Source organism: Sphingobacterium anhuiense, assembly GCF_042686355.1.
Classification (GTDB): Bacteria; Bacteroidota; Bacteroidia; order Sphingobacteriales; family Sphingobacteriaceae; genus Sphingobacterium; species Sphingobacterium anhuiense.
This window is the reverse complement of the sequence record NZ_JBHUPE010000012.1, coordinates 126,860-142,412: the sequence shown is the minus strand read 5'-3', so window position 1 is coordinate 142,412 and position 15,553 is coordinate 126,860. Positions and strand designations below refer to the sequence as shown.

The following is a 15,553-nucleotide window of genomic DNA, read 5'->3' as shown; positions in this document are numbered from 1 at the left end:
TTAACGAATAGGATTATGTACGGTTACCAATTTGGTACCGTCAGGAAAAGTTGCCTCGATCTGTATATCGTGAATCATCTCAGGCACACCCTGCATCACATCTTCACGGGTCAACAAAGTCGCCCCATACTGCATCAGTTCTGCAACAGTCCGACCATCTCGTGCACCTTCCATAAGTTCACTGCTGATATACGCAATAGACTCCGGATAATTTAATTTGACACCTCTGGCCATACGCTTTTTTGCGAGTTCACCAGCTACATGAAGCAACAGCTTCTCAGTCTCTCTAGGTAATAAATGCATCTAATTACTATTTTATATTAACTTATATGTAAGAATTATATTACTATTGTTTGATCCACAACGAAATCTTTTGATGTTTATAACAAACAAAAAAACATGCAGATAACGTCCGAAAGTTTATGGCACAACCTTACCGGCCTGCATAACTTTTGGCAGAAGAAGAAATTATATTAAAATTAAATTGGAATTTTGATACACTTGAATAGTATGTATCGCGGATTGAGGATTACTCCTATGTGTTCAGTTGGGAAACTAAAATCCTGCTTCCTATCATACATTACCCCCATTGCCGATAGCCAAACCGGAATAATAGTAAAATAAAGCAATTGATCCGGCTCATTGAGTTCTTGCGGATCGTTACACTCCCATGCATCGAGCATACCTGAAAACAGCGTCAAATGATGGACATTGGAACTGATTTCAGGTAACTCAAATGATGAATAATCTGTTGATAAAAACTTTACCTGTTTCGAAACACTAACCTTCTGATGTAAATGCGTATTCCCTTTGGCCGTAACCAAAGCAAACAGCATTACAAAAAGTGTCAATATATTCCGAAACATTACTTTCATTTTCATCTAAATTTCCAAGACAAAAGTACCAACTAAAACAAGTTTTAAATAGCACAAATCTTGAATAAAATAGTCTATATTATATCTTAAACTAAGATTTAGCTCTTTTTTTCATTAAAAAGCATAACCTAATGAAACCATCACGTTGCGCGGTGCTCCAGGAAATGCACGTGTATAATCAAAGCCACCCAAAAAGTAATACTTATCAAACACATTATTGACATTAACAGCCATCTTCAATGCACCGATATGGTAATATACCGCAGCATTCACGGTAGTATAAGAAGGCCAGTAACCCCACATCGCTTGACCATCACTATCTTTACCAATACTATTATCCATACGACGGCTATCCACATAATAAGCCCCTGCACCAAAACCAAGGCCTTTCAAAGCATGTTGTGAAAACACATATTTTAACCAAGCACTTGCCATATTTTTAGGAGCTCCCGGTAATGATTGTCCAACCTCAGAAGCGATCGATGATGCCTTCACATCAGTATGATTATAAGTGTAGTTTGCCATAATCTGAAATTCTTTGGTCAACTGCCCACGAAGATCCAGTTCAATACCCTCAGAAATGGCTTTTCCAGATTGACGATATTCAGAAAATCCAGAATCTAATATCACACCAGTTGCGATCATCATATTTTGACGTTCTATACGGAATAAGGAAAGGTCCATCTGCAACTGATCTTTAAAAAAACCAGTTTTAAAGCCAGTTTCCAATTGAAAACTGCGTTCCGGAATAAAAGGTTTATCTGCACCATAATCTTGGTAATTCTGAATAAAACTTGCACCTACCGGGACGAAACCCTGAGAATAGCTCGCAAAATAGTTGATCTGCTTATTCAATTCGTACGTTAATCCCGCTCTAGGTAGCCAGGCATTTTGTGTAGCATGATAACGCTTCTGCCCGTCGATAGTCTCGGAAGCATAATGCTCGTGACGTAATCCTACGATAACTTTAAGTTTATCAGCAATCGACATCTGATCTTGTATGTATTTTCCTGTAGTTTTATAAGGACTTAAAAATGGATAAGCTACATGCTCTCGCCATACGTAAGAAGTTAGATCATGTGTCGTATAAGTTGGATTGTTCAAATCAAATGTCAGAGGTACAACCTGTCCGTTCACCGTCTTTTGTCTAGCTTCCCGCAACTGATTTTCCTTATCACCTCTGTACTCCGCAAAATCAACTCCCGCTACGATGTGATGATCTACCACAGCACCATAATGGTCCCATTTAAAATAACCAACGACATTATCCGTATAATCTTTACCATGACGATCAAAAAAACGCATATTCATGATCGTATTTTTAGGAGCATCAGCAAATGTATTCAACGTCCGATGTTCATTGACATCTTCTTCATACACAGATTTCATATAGCTCAAGTGAAAGCTTAAATTCTCCGTAAGCTGTTGGGACAACCTACCGCTCAGTGAAAATGTCTTCGAATTATAAAAATCGGAAGGTTGGCTTAACGTAAATGATCGAGGTAAAGCATAAAAATCATTTGCTTTAATTCCCATCCCACGATCGAGATAACCATTAAATTGGTTATAAACCACATCAACATCCACCTGCGTACCGACTGCTGGTTTAAAAGTAAAAGATGGTGCAACAAGAATTCTTTTTTGACGATTGACATCACGGAAAGTTTTCGTATCCTCATAACCCGCATTGAAACGGTACAAAACACGCTTAGCGCTATCCAAAGGCCCTCCCAGATCCAGTGTTGTACGCATAGTCTGAAAACTTCCAGATGCAAAACCGATATTCCCCTTAAAAGTGTCCAAAGGTTTCTTTGTGGTCATATTAACCGTACCACCTGGCACCACATCACCAAACAAAGAAGCTCCTGGACCTTTCAAGACTTCAAGACTTTCCAGGTTCAATGTCAATGGTGTATTGTAGTAACTATTACCATAACCATAGCCCGAACGTAAACCATTGACCAAACGCACACCGGTTTCATATCCACTTTTAAAACCACGGATAACCACATCATCATAAGAAGATGCTTCCGTTACTCCTGCCAGATCCTGAAACAATGCACCTGTCGTAAAAGCTTGCTTATCTTCGATAAACTCCCGGCTTAAAACAGAAACAGATTGTGGTAGATTCTTTAATTTCCCAGAAAACTTACCCCCCAATTCCAGATCATTGGTGAGATAAGATTTGTTACGTCTCCCTGTGATCAATACCTCATCCAAAGTTCTATTATCTTTAATCAAGACAAGAGATAATCCTTTTTTCACATTCCAGTTACTCGCCGAAAGTGTTATTTTTTGATCAATATAACCAATTGCAGAAGCATGGATGACAATTGGAAAATTAATTGCTTCAGAAAAAGTAAATTCCCCTGACTCGTTGGAAGTTGTCACCTGCTTTGAACTGTTTATTGTCAATGTTACGCCAGAGACGATATCTCCAACCTCATCATAAGTTTTTCCAAAAATTGGTGTACTATTCTGCGCATGTACAGCCACTGGGGAAACAGTACCTAAGGCTATTGCAAAAGCCAAGGTCTTTATATTATATTTCATTGGAATACAATTATCTATTGTTTGTTCAATTATCTGTTATGCATAAATGCATAGTCTTTATTTTATAGAGCTTGCAAGCTCATATTGTGGAGTGTTTTTCCTGCTCCAAAATGTCCTCCAATACCACAACACTTTTCGATTCATTAACCATCAGTTCCATGTGTATAGTGAGAAATCCAGATTCATCACGGTATTCTATCAATTGAAACCCCTGCTGCAACCAAAATTCATATGCACCCTCCAAAAATGGATGAGTATGTAAATAAAGTCTTTCAATCTGTTTTTCCTGCGCCACCACGAGTAAACTTTGAAACAGCTCTGTCCCCAGTCCAGTCCTACGATATTTGGGATCCACAAATAAGCGGGCTACTTCAACGGTCTTCTTAGCATCAATGTCCAAGTGAGGAAACCGGTAATCATAATTAAGCATACCGATCACCCCGATTAATATGCCATCCGCGGTTCTTGCCTGTAGAAAAGTACCAGCACGGTTCTGTAAATAAACCTGTTCAAACGCTTTTAGATCTTTAGGCACCTGATTCGGATCCAACATCGGAAATAGTTTTCTTCTGAAATCCAGAACGTAAGGCAGAACTTCTACCACATCTTCTGATCCAACATGATATATCGAAATATTTTTCATTATTGATTTTCATTAAGCATTGGAATAAACATCCATTTTCCTTGCTTCTCTATACTCAACAAAGGCAATTCATATGTTTCTTCCAACAAATTTCTCACTTCTTCGCGCTCCAGACCATTAATATCAAGAACACTTTGATCACGCATTAGATAAAATTGGTCACCAAACATATAAGCCAGATTAGGATCGTGCATAACACATAAAACTGTCGTCCCCTCCTTAACCAGCTCTTTCGCTGTTCGCAAAACAGCCATTTGATAATTTAGATCCAAGTGATTAGTAGGTTCATCCAACATGAGTACATCAGGCTGCTGCACCAGTACACGGCATAATAAGATCAACTGTCTTTCTCCTCCAGACAATTCGGTATAAGGCTTATCACTAAGATGTTCCAGATCAAACTTTTTTAAAATCGCCTGTACAGCTTCATGATCTTCTTTACTTGGTGAGAATCGTGAAAAAGAAGCCCTTCCAGTCAAAACCACATCAAACACTTTATAGGGAAAAGTCATCTGATGAAATTGATTGAGAAAACCCAAACGTAACTGACTACTACTACCGATCTTAATCTTTCTACGTTCTACATCGCCAATAGTCACTTGACCATCGTAGCGTTTTTCTAAGCCTGCGATCACATTAAACAACGTTGATTTCCCACTGCCATTACGGCCTAGGATGATCGACAATTTTCCTTTTGGAAAAGAGACGTTCACATCACGCAATACGATATCATTTCCATAAGAGAAAGATAATTGTTTTGTTGAAATCGTAGCTATCATGAGTTCCAGTTCATCGCGTTTCGACGCATCAAGTAAATAAATAAGGGCGCTCCCACAATCATAGTAAACACACCGATCGGAATTTCGAAAGGCATCACAGCACGAGAAAAATCATCGATTAAAAGTAGAAAACTACCGCCGATGCTGATATTAGCCCACACCGAAATATTATTATTAGGTCCAAATATCATTCGGCTAATATGTGGAATAATCAACCCAAACAGACTGATCACCCCTACCGCAGCTACTGCAGATGCCGTAATCATCGTCGCAACTCCAATTAGAATCAATTTAATGATCCTGGGATTGACACCGATGGCTAAAGCTTCCTGATCACCGAGAGACAGTAGATTCAGCTTCCATCGATAGAGCACGATCACAAATAAACCAACTGAAATTGGTCCCATAGCGCTATACACCTTAGACCAAGAAGCAGTATGTAGGTTGCCCATTGTCCATTGAACAATAGCTTGAAGTTTATAAGGATCACTTAAATACTGCAATAAAGTTAAAAGAGCAGTAAAAACCCCAGAAATCACCATCCCAGCCAATACCATCCCTACAATAGAAGTCCTTGCACCAGAGTAAGAAACCAAATAAGTCAGCCCCACTGCACAAACTCCAAAAATAAAAGCAGAGAGATTAACAGACATAATCGGAAACAACATAGCCAGTGCTGCTCCAAAAGCAGATCCCGAAGAGATACCTAATGTAAACGGATCTACAATTGGATTACGAAAAATAGCTTGTAGAACTCCTCCTGACGAAGCCAAAGCTGCACCGACCATAAAAGTTAACAGTACCCGGGGCAATCTCACCTGCCATAAGATGGTATTTAAACTTGCATCCGAAAGCAGATGTTGATCTTGTATCAACCCTAATTGCAAACACATCCGCTGAAACAATTCAACCAGACCGACATGTTGTGTAGAACCAATAGTAAGCGACAACACAAAAAGCGACAGTGGAAATAAGATCAACAGGACGATGATTTTTATATTTTTCATGATTATAGTAAACCCTTTTTACCGTACATGACCTCAAAAGCTTCCTGCATTTCTTTTTTCAATTGCTCTTCCGAATAGCTTGGAAAGCTCCAATGACGAACTTGTTTGGCAAACAATAAAAACTTAACGGTATGTGGATCAAAAGGGAACGATGGTGACATGACAAAAACCTGTTTGTTTTTCACAGCAGGAAGATCTGCTAACTCTTTCAAATCATAAACATCCGACAACTTAGAGTTCCACAAGATTATTAAATCCGGATTCCACTTATACATCGTTTCTGCACTGATATTTGGAGCTTCCATAGGTAGAGGACATGCATTTTCAGCTCCAGAAAGACGAATCGCCATATCAATAAGACTTCCTTTTCCAGAAGTAGACATGATACGGCCTTTTGACCAAGCATAATAAACAGACTTCGCATTTTCAATCGATGGAACTTGCATACGATCGAGCTCCCCATCAACATAATCAACAATTTCCTGTGCTCTTTCTTGTTTTCCAACAAGCGTTCCCATCCCCAGCAATTCCGCCATTATACTTTTGTCATCTGCCGAGGAACAGGTAAAAACAGGGATATCAAGACCTTCTAATTGTTCTATATTATCTTGATCGGTATTGAAGGTAATCACCAAATCAGGTTGTAAAGCAATAATACTCTCGACATTACTGGACTGCCCTCCATAAGTTGGTGTTGGCAATGTTTTGGCAGCAATCCTCGAATCAAGTTTTGATAAAAAAGCATAAGTATCTTCCATTTGATATACCTGTTGTGGAATACCAACAACCTGATCACCGGCTTGAAGCATATACACCTCATCAAGCAGCGAAGGAAATAAAACGACAACCCGTTTGGCAACATCTTTCAACTTGATCACTTTCCCACGGCTATCGGTTGCGCTAATGGATTTCGACAGATCATTCTTAGCAGCATGACTACACCCACTAAAAGTGGCTATAGATAAAAAAGCTACTAAGCAAAATAATTTATAACTCATTTTCATTTCTTGATTTTTTCACCAACCGCTTTACTAGATTTTCTGACAGTAATATCCCATCTTCCAACTGTACCTGAGATTGAAATTTTGCAAGCAGCTGTTCATATAAACGACCATCATAAGGAACACGATACATTGCGCGATCGGTCTCCATAAACAATGGTAAATGCCTATTCCCCAAATAATAAGAGAAGTCAGCTGCCTGCACTGTATTAACGGGACTAAAACAAATAGTCAATGTCGGTTTAATTGCAATAGTAGCAATCAATTTTCCTTCATGGAACAGACCATCTCCAGAGCACCATTCACGACCTTTTTCCAGCTCCATCACTAAAGTTTGCCCAGTCGTTGTAGCCCTTGTCAATCTCTTTTTATTCACTTCAAACCATTCGAGTTGAAGTCGCGCTACAGTATCCTGAGCAAACTCCCCCTGTGGAAGTACAGCATCAATATATACAGACTCTGCTTGCATAGTTCTTATTTTACTTCAGTTTGAAGTCTAGACTCTTTTTTTTGCTTAACCTTTTCTTTCAACCAGGTGCACCACTCTTCAATACCCTCATTTTTCAATGTACTGATAGTAATCACTTCAATATTCGGATTTACTTCACGGGCATCTTTAGTTACAGCATCTACTGAAAATGGCACATACGGCAATAAATCAGATTTTGAAACTAGCATCAGCTCACTCGTTAAGAACATACGCGGATACTTTTTAGGTTTATCATCACCCTCAGTGGTTGCTAATAATGTAACACGATAATCTTCACCTAAATCAAAAGCAGAAGGACATAGTAAATTTCCCACATTCTCAATAAATAAAAGATCTGTACCTGTAATATCAATATGATCAAGTGCCTGCAAAATCATCTGCGCTTCGATATGACACATACCACCAGTTACGATCTGCAGCGCGTTGATACCTACATCACGCATTCTAATCGCGTCGCGCTCCGTTTCAGGATCACCCACTAATACAGAAATATTAAGATCATTTGCAAGTAGCTTACCTGTTTCTTGCATTAAAGTTGTTTTACCTGAACCAGGAGATGAACAAACATTGATCACACAAACGTCTTTTAAACGTTCACGGATAGCATTTGCAACATAATCATTGGCTTTTAATAAATGTAATGTGGTGTTATCACACTGTACAGAACCGACGCGGTTTCCAGCACTTTTTGGACTAGATGTGTTAGTTGACATAGTTTCTTATTTTTCTTGTTTAAAAATTACTTTTGATATATATAATTCATTTCCCTGAACGATTGTGGACGAAGGTTGACCACAGGTGCATACAAAACGATGATAAAGCACCGGAAAATTTTTTTGACAATGTTCACAGTAAGCCATGATCTCGTTGACGACAACCTCAAGTTCCATATCCATATAGCCATTATTATCTAAAATAAAAGCATCAAAGGCATTTTGAATTAAGACAGGCTGCACATTTGAAAGCAGACCCGCAGTTACTTGAATCTTTTGAATATCTTCAACCTTGGCACCATAATGGCCCTCCAGAGTATCGAAGATATCTTTTACAATACTAAGCTCGTGCATAATAGTGTTTAATCTTAGATAATATAGAATTGTTTCATGTGAGTAGCAGACAGGATATACCTGACTCTAACACTTACAATGTAAGTGAGTGAAAGGGAGATTAAAGAGGAATCTTTATCTGCTCGAAAAGGAGAAATTTACGAGATTGAACCGGTAGATCAGCATAGGATGTATAGGAATCCAGATATGCTGTTTGATTAGGATATAACAAATGAACCGTTAAATCGTAAATTGCGAATAATGTGTCCAATTTGAAATCTTTATCAAGATCTAAATCGATATCCCAAAAATACATCTGTTGAAAAAGTGAACTTCTTTTATCCGACAAATGGGAATCGCCGTTTTCGACAACCTGATCAGCAGGATCAAATCTTCTTTGAAATGTAGATGAATTAGCACGATTCCGTACTGTAGCAAGTGAGGTAGATCCTAATGATTGAAAAGGAAAAAACCAGATTGACAGTACAAAAATAACCAGTCTCAACATCATAAATAGCGAATTTAAAAACTTATTGTTTTTAACCCAACAAATTTACTGTAAAAAAGCACTAGTAAAATAGCACAAATCTTGAATTTTATTTCACGAAATAGGGTAATTTCTTGTTTATCTTTTATAAGCTTGTATATGTGAAGGTTCTTTATACAGGTATCAACAGCACGTAGCTAAAGCTTTTCGTAGAGAAAGGAGTAGGAGCATTATTAGATTTAAAGTCAAACGCCCCCTCCTTTTAATAAAAGAGGGGGCATTTAATTAAGAAATTTCGAATTATCTATTTTTTACTAAACGTAGACTCAACCTGAAAGTTTTGAAATTTACCTCTCAGTATCATCTTTTTTGAGCTAAGATCATAAATATCAAATACCAGTGTCTGCCCCCCATTCTGCCTTATTGTTATTTTCTGACCATTATCAGAAAGCACATATGTACCAGAAATCGCAATCTTTTTAGTAACAACATCACTACCATCAAAATCAATATCTACACTAATACCTGTAAACGTTTCGTCTGCTTTAAATGTATATTCAATACCATCTGTATAAGGAACTTCCTTCATCGTATTTAATTCGATCATCTCTTGGAGAACCCAGCGCCCAGTTACACTGTTAGACTCTCCCATATTGTTATCTTCCTTTGAACAGGACACAACAAACACAGTAACAAAAAGGAAAATAATGGCTACTATTTTTTTCATCTATAATTTATATTTAAAATTTTACAAAAAGCTAATTGAAGATCCAATAATACAAATTTCCATCATCAAGAAACAATAAAGTTTATCTTGTACAAAGATATCATGTAAAGCGATAAAGTCACAAAATTAAATAAACCATGTTCCTGTACAAATTAAACCCTGGAAATTGTGGCTTATAAGCCACCTAATATTAACTTATAACTATTCGTTCGCTTTCAGAAAATTATTAACCTACAGTATTTTCAGTATCCATCTACAGTCCTATCCCATAGTGCAAGATGATCATAATCTTTCTCTACAGAGAATAATATCAAAAAAAAAAGATTAGGTACCTATTGTGCCTCCAAAGCTGCAGCTCATATTTTGACAGAAACAATACGTGAAGAACTCGAAGCTTTAGGAATCAAAGTTATCGGTGCCTATATGGGGTATGTCAATACGCAAATGACAAAAGAAGAAACGAAATCGCATAAATCAGAACCTGAAGAAATAGCTTATGAGATTTGCAATGGCATTGAAAATGAAGAAGAACGTATATTTCCCGATGCTACAACGTTAAACTTTATAAAGAAAAACCCAATCAAAACGGTCTTTTTTGATTAAATTAGGCACAATTAATAATGAATATTCTTTTACAGGTCGGTACTGTCGAAGCTAATAGTCACCTAGCTGTCCCCGGTGACCGATAAAAACTGATACAGGATCATCTACAACTTGAATTACCATCTGTTTCTTTTATAAAGGAGAATATAATCTTACAAAAAATAATCACTAAAAATAAATATGGATAGAAAAGTAATCTTATATATTGCAACAAGCTTGGATGGTTATATTGCCAAACCAAATGATAACCTTGATTTTTTATCAATAGTAGAAAAAGAAGGAGAAGACTATGGTTATGCTTCATTTATAAAATCAGTAGATACAGTAGTTCTTGGCAGAAAAACATATGACTGGATCATTGCCCATGTTCCAGAATTTCATCATGCTGATAAAAAGACATATATTATAACCAGAACTGCTAGACCAGATGCAGGTAATATCACATTCTACACCGAAGATTTAAAAGACCTTATTTTAAAATTGAAAAGTGAAACCGGCAAAAATATTTTCATTGATGGTGGTGCAGAAATTGTTAATGAGCTTTTAAAAGAAAATTTAATTGACGAATTTGTCATTTCAATTTTACCAATACTAGTAGGTGACGGAGTAAAACTTTTTAAAGATGGAAGACCGGAGCAAAAATTAACACTTATTTCAACAAAACAGTTTGAGACTGGACTGACACAACTTCATTACAAGCGAATTGATAACTGATTGACATTTCAATTCTTCTAATGCCGTATTTAACTAAAAAATAGAGTCTGATCTGTGTCTACAAATTAAAGTAGCACGATAGCGATGGACCATTAGTAAATTCTATTTTTTAGTTAAAGCGCCATCAAATGTAATTCTAAATTGCAGTACAACCTAATATCATTTTTAGGTTAGTCAATAACATCCTATTTTTTATTTTCTTGAAAAAAAACCCTTTTTCCAAGGAGATAAACCACAAAAATAGAATAATTGGTCTATTTGAAATTGTTCAAGAATAGTAAAAACAATCTATTACCAGTACAAGAGCATTTATCCCCGAAGCGACACAGATAGTGTTCAAAATCAACATCAAACTTCTTTTTAAAGGATTGAAAATATAGTTTTGAAAAGTGTAACATGAATAATATATTTGCACTGTTTATAATTAATCTAAATAAAATCAATAAACACTATGAATAAATTTATCATCTACCTTATGTTGTTGCTTCCATGCTCTCTCCAAGCTCAAGCACAACAAAAAACGGAAATATATGGGAAAATATTCTCCGCCGATGGAAAGCCTGTAGAAGGTATCACGGTCAAACTGCTTCCTCAGGACATCAGTGTTTCAACGAAAGCCAATGGTTCTTATCTCCTCAAATCCTTGAAACCAGGTCCTGCACAAATCCACATCTCAGCTATAGGAGTCCAATATCAAATCCGCGACATCCAGATAGAAGAAAAAAGAAATATCATTTCCAATATCTATCTCACCGAAGACCAGTCCACTTTAGACGAAATTGTAATAAACGGAGCAAGCAAGAATAAGTATACTCGAAAACAGAGTTTATACGTTTCCAAAATGCCACTTCGTAATATGGAAAACTCACAATCTTATGCTGTCGTTACCAAAGAGTTACTTAAAAGCCAGGTAAATACAAATTATGATGACGCATTGGCAAACGTCTCTGGCATAGACAAATTATGGTCATCCACTGGACGTCCTGGAGATGGAGTCTCTTATTACACATTACGAGGATTCACCACACAAGCCGCGATGGTCAATGGCGTAGTGAGTATTGCTAGCACAAGTCCAGATCCGGCCAACTTAGAAACCATTGAGGTTATCAAAGGACCTTCTGGCTCCTTATATGGTGGCGCTGCTGTTGGTTTTGGTGGATTGATAAATAATGTCACTAAAAAACCGCTGGATACCATAGGTGGACGGGTCAATTATATCTTTGGCAGTTATGCACAGCACCGTGTAACAGCAGATGTCTACGGACCTCTAACAGCTAATAAAAAACTTTTAGGCCGTGTCAACACAGCATATTCGCATACAGGAACTTTTCAGGATGCAGGATTTAACAAATCAATTTTTGTTGCTCCTTCATTATTATACAGACCGAATGACAAATTAGACATCCAATTGGATGCTGAAATTTATCAGAGCAAAGCGACCAATCCAATGATGGTATTTCTCAATCGTTCCCGTCAATTGTTTGCAAGAACTCCTGATGAATTGCAATTTGACTTTAACAAGTCGTATACCAACAATGATGTTACTTTTAAAAACCCAAGTACCAACTTACGTGGAAATGTAAATTACCGCATCAACGAGCAATGGACATCCAATACAACTGTTAGTTATAATAGACGTAAATCTGATGGTTACTTCCAGTATATCATGTACTTGCAAAATGCAAATGACACATTGATCAACCGATATGCGGCACTGCAAAATTATGTAGCCAATAGCATCAATGCACAACAGAATTTTATTGGAGATTTCCACATCGGCGGTATGCGCAATAGATTACTTATAGGACTGGATCTCCTTTCCCAAAAATCGGAAACGCACAACTCTCCTTATGTACAGACAGATCAAATCAATACGTCATACGATGATCCAGATTACTATAAATTTAACGCAGCTTTCATCGATGCGGCAATTGCTGCTTCCAACGGCGCACAGACCAACAACCGTAGCCGCACACAGGTATTTGGAGCATATGTTTCCAATGTCTTAGATGTAACTTCACAATTACATTTAAACCTTGCCCTGCGCATGGATTACTTTAATAATAAAGGAACGTACAACATTGATAAAGATACCACTACTGGAAAATTCAACCAAACAGCCTTCTCACCACGCGTAGGTCTCGTGTATGAAGCCATAAAAGATCAAGTTTCATTCTTTGCTAACTATCAGAATGGCTTTAAAAATGTTTCACCAGTAGTACAGCCTCACCCCAGTGTATCCGGCGATTTCAAACCGCAACAAGCATCACAGTGGGAAGCAGGAGTAAAATTTAATCTACTTGAAGATAAAATTGGCCTTACTGCCAGCTACTACGATATCAGTGTTGATAATATGATCCGTCCTGAAACAGTAGAAATTGATGGTAAAAGCTACAATATCAGTGTACAGGATGGTACACGCCTAAGCCGTGGTCTTGATTTCGACTTAACTGCCGCCCCTATTCAAGGATTAAATATGATCTTAAGCTATAGCTTCAATGATAGTAAAACAACAAAAGCGGCCGCTAATGTGAACAACCTTCGCCCAACCGAAGCTGGACCAAAACACCTAGCCAATATCTGGGCCAATTACACTTTGCAACAAGGAACGTTAAAAGGTGTAGGTGTTGGTCTTGGAATCAATCATGCTAGTGAAAATATCATTACAAATAGTATCCCGACAGGAACTTTTGTACTTCCTTCGTATACTTTACTTAATGGTAGTCTTTCTTACAGTTACAAACATATGGAGTTTGCTATTAAGGCAAATAATCTGACTAACCAAACTTACTTTAAAGGTTGGACAACGGTTAATCCGCAAATGCCGAGAAATATCTTAGGTAGTATTGCTTACCACTTTTAAAATAAAAAAAGGAAGAATCTATAAATAGATTCTTCCTTTTTTCTAATTGGTTACAACAGATGCTGTAACTGAATACAGAAAATTAAACAAAACCAATTATTTCAACCACGAAGCTACTAAAGATCTATTATCTGCTACCCATTGTTTCGCTGTAGCTTCTTTATCCTTACTTTCCTGCATTTTCATCAGCAAGTTAGACATGGTGGCTACATCAAAATGAATCTGAGAAAAGAAGCGGGTCAATTCGGGTTGGTCAGCAGGAAATTCCTTTCGAGTAAAAATCTTGATCTGCTCTGCAGTTCCTAAAGATTCTCGAGGATCTTCCAGAAATTTTAATTTCATCTTACCAAACATCCAGTGTGGTTGCCAAGCTGCGACAACGATCCAGCGTTTTTCCTTAATCGCATTTTGCAATTCAGTAATCATCGCCACTGTAGATGAATTTATCTGACGATAATTTAAATCATAGTCTTTTATCGTTTGATCTACCGCAGCTGTTATACCAGCTCCTTTTTCAATCCCCATAATCTGATGCTTAAATTGATCTTCGTGCACTTTTAACTCTTCAATAGAATTAATTGGAACATAATCGGGTACAACTAAACCATTTTTCGCGTGCGCATAACTCGTACCGATATCAACAAGATTGGGAAATTTTGCAATTTTAGAACCATGAGTTAAAGGAAGCCAAACATCCATATAGAGATCCGTATCACCATTATTCATAGAAGCTAAGATCATATCTGGTGTAGCACGTTGGATGACCAGATGATAATCCATCTCCTCCAAAACTGCTTTAGCAACATAGGTCATAGCGACCCCTTCGGCCCAACCATCGACCATACCTACATTGATATATTTTTTATTACCATCTGGTTGACAAGCGCTAAGAAATATGATAACGCAACAGATTAAAGCTATTTTAATGTTCTTCATATTATTTTTTATTCTGTACAAAACCCTGCGTTATCCTATCCAAGATAATAGCTAAGATCACAACAGATAAGCCACTTTCAAATCCAAGTCCTATATCTAGGTTATTAATTCCTTCAAGCACTTTCTCTCCTAAACCACCCGCAGCAATCATTCCGGCAATCACGACCATAGAAAGTGACAATAATATGGTCTGATTTATACCCGCAAGAATAGTTTTCATAGCCAGTGGTAGCTCAACCTTAAACAAAATCTGTCGATTAGTCGCTCCAAAGGCACGTGCAGCCTCTACAATATCTTTTGGAACTGCATCGATACCCAGAGTCGTCAAACGGACAGCTGGTGGCATCGCAAAAATAATAGTCGCAAATGCGCCAGGAACCTTACCGATACTAAAAAACAACACTGCCGGTATCAGATAAACAAAAGCAGGCATCGTCTGCATCAAGTCTAACATAGGGCGAATAATCTTCGCAGCTAGTTTATTTTTTGCCGCCCAAATACCCAAGGGGACAGAAAGTATCAAAGCTGTCGCCGTTGCAACTAAAACCAATGATAAAGTCTCCATCGTCTCCTTCCAAAAACCCATCATGTAAATAAGTGTCAAGCCTAACAAGGTTATTAGCGCAACGCCTTTACCTGACTTCCACCATGCCAGACCTGTAAAAAGTCCGATCACCACAAAAAAAGGGACTGCTAAAAATATCCACTCTAATCCAATAATGGATGAATTACCCGTATGTTTTATAAAATCAAATAAAGGCTTAAAATTTTCTGTAAGCCAATTAATTGCAACTTCAATGTATTGACCTATATCTATTATTTTACTCAT

17 protein-coding genes are annotated in these 15,553 nt (G+C 37.4%); 3 read left to right on the top strand and 14 right to left on the bottom strand.

All coding sequences use genetic code 11. The features are described from left to right. From ureA to ACFS6I_RS21515, 12 genes are all read right to left on the bottom strand, one after another. The gene (gene ureA, locus ACFS6I_RS21570) at positions 1 to 303 is read right to left on the bottom strand and encodes an urease subunit gamma (protein WP_021192450.1); all 303 of its coding nucleotides are present in this window, start codon (positions 301 to 303) and stop codon (positions 1 to 3) included. 176 nt (positions 304 to 479) lie between these two features. Further along, the gene (locus tag ACFS6I_RS21565) at positions 480 to 866 is read right to left on the bottom strand and encodes a hypothetical protein (RefSeq protein ID WP_183917103.1); all 387 of its coding nucleotides are present in this window, start codon (positions 864 to 866) and stop codon (positions 480 to 482) included. A 123-nt stretch (positions 867 to 989) separates the two neighbouring features. Next, positions 990 to 3,428 (bottom strand): TonB-dependent siderophore receptor, encoded by a 2,439-nt coding sequence (locus ACFS6I_RS21560; RefSeq protein ID WP_380923658.1) that lies wholly within the window; start codon positions 3,426 to 3,428, stop codon positions 990 to 992. Between the two features lie 79 nt (positions 3,429 to 3,507). Then, positions 3,508 to 4,071: a GNAT family N-acetyltransferase gene (locus ACFS6I_RS21555; RefSeq protein WP_183917106.1), complete on the bottom strand. Its 564-nt coding sequence runs from the start codon at positions 4,069 to 4,071 to the stop codon at positions 3,508 to 3,510. After that, positions 4,071 to 4,850, bottom strand: a complete 780-nt coding sequence (locus tag ACFS6I_RS21550) for an ABC transporter ATP-binding protein (protein WP_380923656.1) — start codon at positions 4,848 to 4,850, stop codon at positions 4,071 to 4,073. Before ACFS6I_RS21550 ends, ACFS6I_RS21555 begins: the two co-directional genes overlap by 1 nt. Beyond that, a complete protein-coding gene (locus ACFS6I_RS21545; RefSeq protein WP_132770929.1) occupies positions 4,847 to 5,857 on the bottom strand; it encodes a FecCD family ABC transporter permease in 1,011 nt (336 codons plus the stop codon). The genes ACFS6I_RS21550 and ACFS6I_RS21545 overlap by 4 nt, the downstream gene beginning before the upstream one ends. A gap of 2 nt (positions 5,858 to 5,859) precedes the next feature. Then, positions 5,860 to 6,855 carry an ABC transporter substrate-binding protein gene (locus tag ACFS6I_RS21540; protein ID WP_380923654.1) on the bottom strand — a complete coding sequence of 332 codons (996 nt, stop codon included), beginning with the start codon at positions 6,853 to 6,855 and terminating at the stop codon, positions 5,860 to 5,862. Further along, positions 6,845 to 7,327, bottom strand: coding sequence for a hypothetical protein (locus ACFS6I_RS21535; RefSeq protein ID WP_380923652.1), 483 nt, complete (start codon positions 7,325 to 7,327; stop codon positions 6,845 to 6,847). Before ACFS6I_RS21535 ends, ACFS6I_RS21540 begins: the two co-directional genes overlap by 11 nt. A 5-nt stretch (positions 7,328 to 7,332) precedes the next feature. Beyond that, the gene (gene hypB / locus ACFS6I_RS21530) at positions 7,333 to 8,061 is read right to left on the bottom strand and encodes a hydrogenase nickel incorporation protein HypB (protein ID WP_380923650.1); all 729 of its coding nucleotides are present in this window, start codon (positions 8,059 to 8,061) and stop codon (positions 7,333 to 7,335) included. Between the two features lie 6 nt (positions 8,062 to 8,067). Further along, positions 8,068 to 8,415, bottom strand: a complete 348-nt coding sequence (locus tag ACFS6I_RS21525) for a hydrogenase maturation nickel metallochaperone HypA/HybF (protein ID WP_021192458.1) — start codon at positions 8,413 to 8,415, stop codon at positions 8,068 to 8,070. 100 nt (positions 8,416 to 8,515) lie between these two features. Then, on the bottom strand, positions 8,516 to 8,905 hold the full coding sequence (locus ACFS6I_RS21520) for a hypothetical protein (protein ID WP_380923648.1): 390 nt from the start codon (positions 8,903 to 8,905) through the stop codon (positions 8,516 to 8,518). Between the two features lie 280 nt (positions 8,906 to 9,185). Beyond that, entirely contained in the window at positions 9,186 to 9,608 is a 423-nt protein-coding gene (locus ACFS6I_RS21515) for a lipocalin-like domain-containing protein (RefSeq protein WP_380923646.1), read from the bottom strand. A 309-nt stretch (positions 9,609 to 9,917) separates the two neighbouring features. Between ACFS6I_RS21515 and ACFS6I_RS21510 the strand changes: the two genes are divergently transcribed. From ACFS6I_RS21510 to ACFS6I_RS21500, 3 genes are all read left to right on the top strand, one after another. Continuing rightward, entirely contained in the window at positions 9,918 to 10,211 is a 294-nt protein-coding gene (locus tag ACFS6I_RS21510) for an SDR family NAD(P)-dependent oxidoreductase (RefSeq protein WP_380923815.1), read from the top strand. Between the two features lie 180 nt (positions 10,212 to 10,391). Further along, positions 10,392 to 10,925, top strand: a complete 534-nt coding sequence (locus ACFS6I_RS21505; protein WP_380923644.1) for a dihydrofolate reductase family protein — start codon at positions 10,392 to 10,394, stop codon at positions 10,923 to 10,925. A 451-nt stretch (positions 10,926 to 11,376) separates the two neighbouring features. Continuing rightward, complete coding sequence (locus tag ACFS6I_RS21500; protein WP_380923642.1) at positions 11,377 to 13,788, top strand: TonB-dependent siderophore receptor; 2,412 nt, start codon at positions 11,377 to 11,379, stop codon at positions 13,786 to 13,788. Positions 13,789 to 13,884: 96 nt separating this feature from the next. On the opposite strand, the gene ACFS6I_RS21495 is transcribed toward ACFS6I_RS21500, so the two are convergent. Next, positions 13,885 to 14,724, bottom strand: a complete 840-nt coding sequence (locus ACFS6I_RS21495) for a glycine betaine ABC transporter substrate-binding protein (protein ID WP_380923640.1) — start codon at positions 14,722 to 14,724, stop codon at positions 13,885 to 13,887. A 1-nt stretch (position 14,725) separates the two neighbouring features. Beyond that, the gene (locus ACFS6I_RS21490) at positions 14,726 to 15,553 is read right to left on the bottom strand and encodes an ABC transporter permease (protein ID WP_132770939.1); all 828 of its coding nucleotides are present in this window, start codon (positions 15,551 to 15,553) and stop codon (positions 14,726 to 14,728) included.

Coding starts and splice junctions, on each gene's coding strand:
- hypB (WP_380923650.1), bottom strand. CDS start 8,061: ATGTCAACTAACACATCTAGTCCAAAAAGTGCTGGAAACCGCGTCGGT.
- ACFS6I_RS21565 (WP_183917103.1), bottom strand. CDS start 866: ATGTTTCGGAATATATTGACACTTTTTGTAATGCTGTTTGCTTTGGTT.
- ACFS6I_RS21535 (WP_380923652.1), bottom strand. CDS start 7,327: ATGCAAGCAGAGTCTGTATATATTGATGCTGTACTTCCACAGGGGGAG.
- ACFS6I_RS21520 (WP_380923648.1), bottom strand. CDS start 8,905: ATGATGTTGAGACTGGTTATTTTTGTACTGTCAATCTGGTTTTTTCCT.
- ACFS6I_RS21500 (WP_380923642.1), top strand. CDS start 11,377: ATGAATAAATTTATCATCTACCTTATGTTGTTGCTTCCATGCTCTCTC.
- ACFS6I_RS21545 (WP_132770929.1), bottom strand. CDS start 5,857: ATGAAAAATATAAAAATCATCGTCCTGTTGATCTTATTTCCACTGTCG.
- ACFS6I_RS21540 (WP_380923654.1), bottom strand. CDS start 6,855: ATGAGTTATAAATTATTTTGCTTAGTAGCTTTTTTATCTATAGCCACT.
- ACFS6I_RS21490 (WP_132770939.1), bottom strand. CDS start 15,553: ATGAGTAAAATAATAGATATAGGTCAATACATTGAAGTTGCAATTAAT.
- ACFS6I_RS21515 (WP_380923646.1), bottom strand. CDS start 9,608: ATGAAAAAAATAGTAGCCATTATTTTCCTTTTTGTTACTGTGTTTGTT.
- ACFS6I_RS21495 (WP_380923640.1), bottom strand. CDS start 14,724: ATGAAGAACATTAAAATAGCTTTAATCTGTTGCGTTATCATATTTCTT.
- ACFS6I_RS21525 (WP_021192458.1), bottom strand. CDS start 8,415: ATGCACGAGCTTAGTATTGTAAAAGATATCTTCGATACTCTGGAGGGC.
- ACFS6I_RS21555 (WP_183917106.1), bottom strand. CDS start 4,071: ATGAAAAATATTTCGATATATCATGTTGGATCAGAAGATGTGGTAGAA.
- ACFS6I_RS21505 (WP_380923644.1), top strand. CDS start 10,392: ATGGATAGAAAAGTAATCTTATATATTGCAACAAGCTTGGATGGTTAT.
- ureA (WP_021192450.1), bottom strand. CDS start 303: ATGCATTTATTACCTAGAGAGACTGAGAAGCTGTTGCTTCATGTAGCT.
- ACFS6I_RS21560 (WP_380923658.1), bottom strand. CDS start 3,428: ATGAAATATAATATAAAGACCTTGGCTTTTGCAATAGCCTTAGGTACT.
- ACFS6I_RS21550 (WP_380923656.1), bottom strand. CDS start 4,850: ATGATAGCTACGATTTCAACAAAACAATTATCTTTCTCTTATGGAAAT.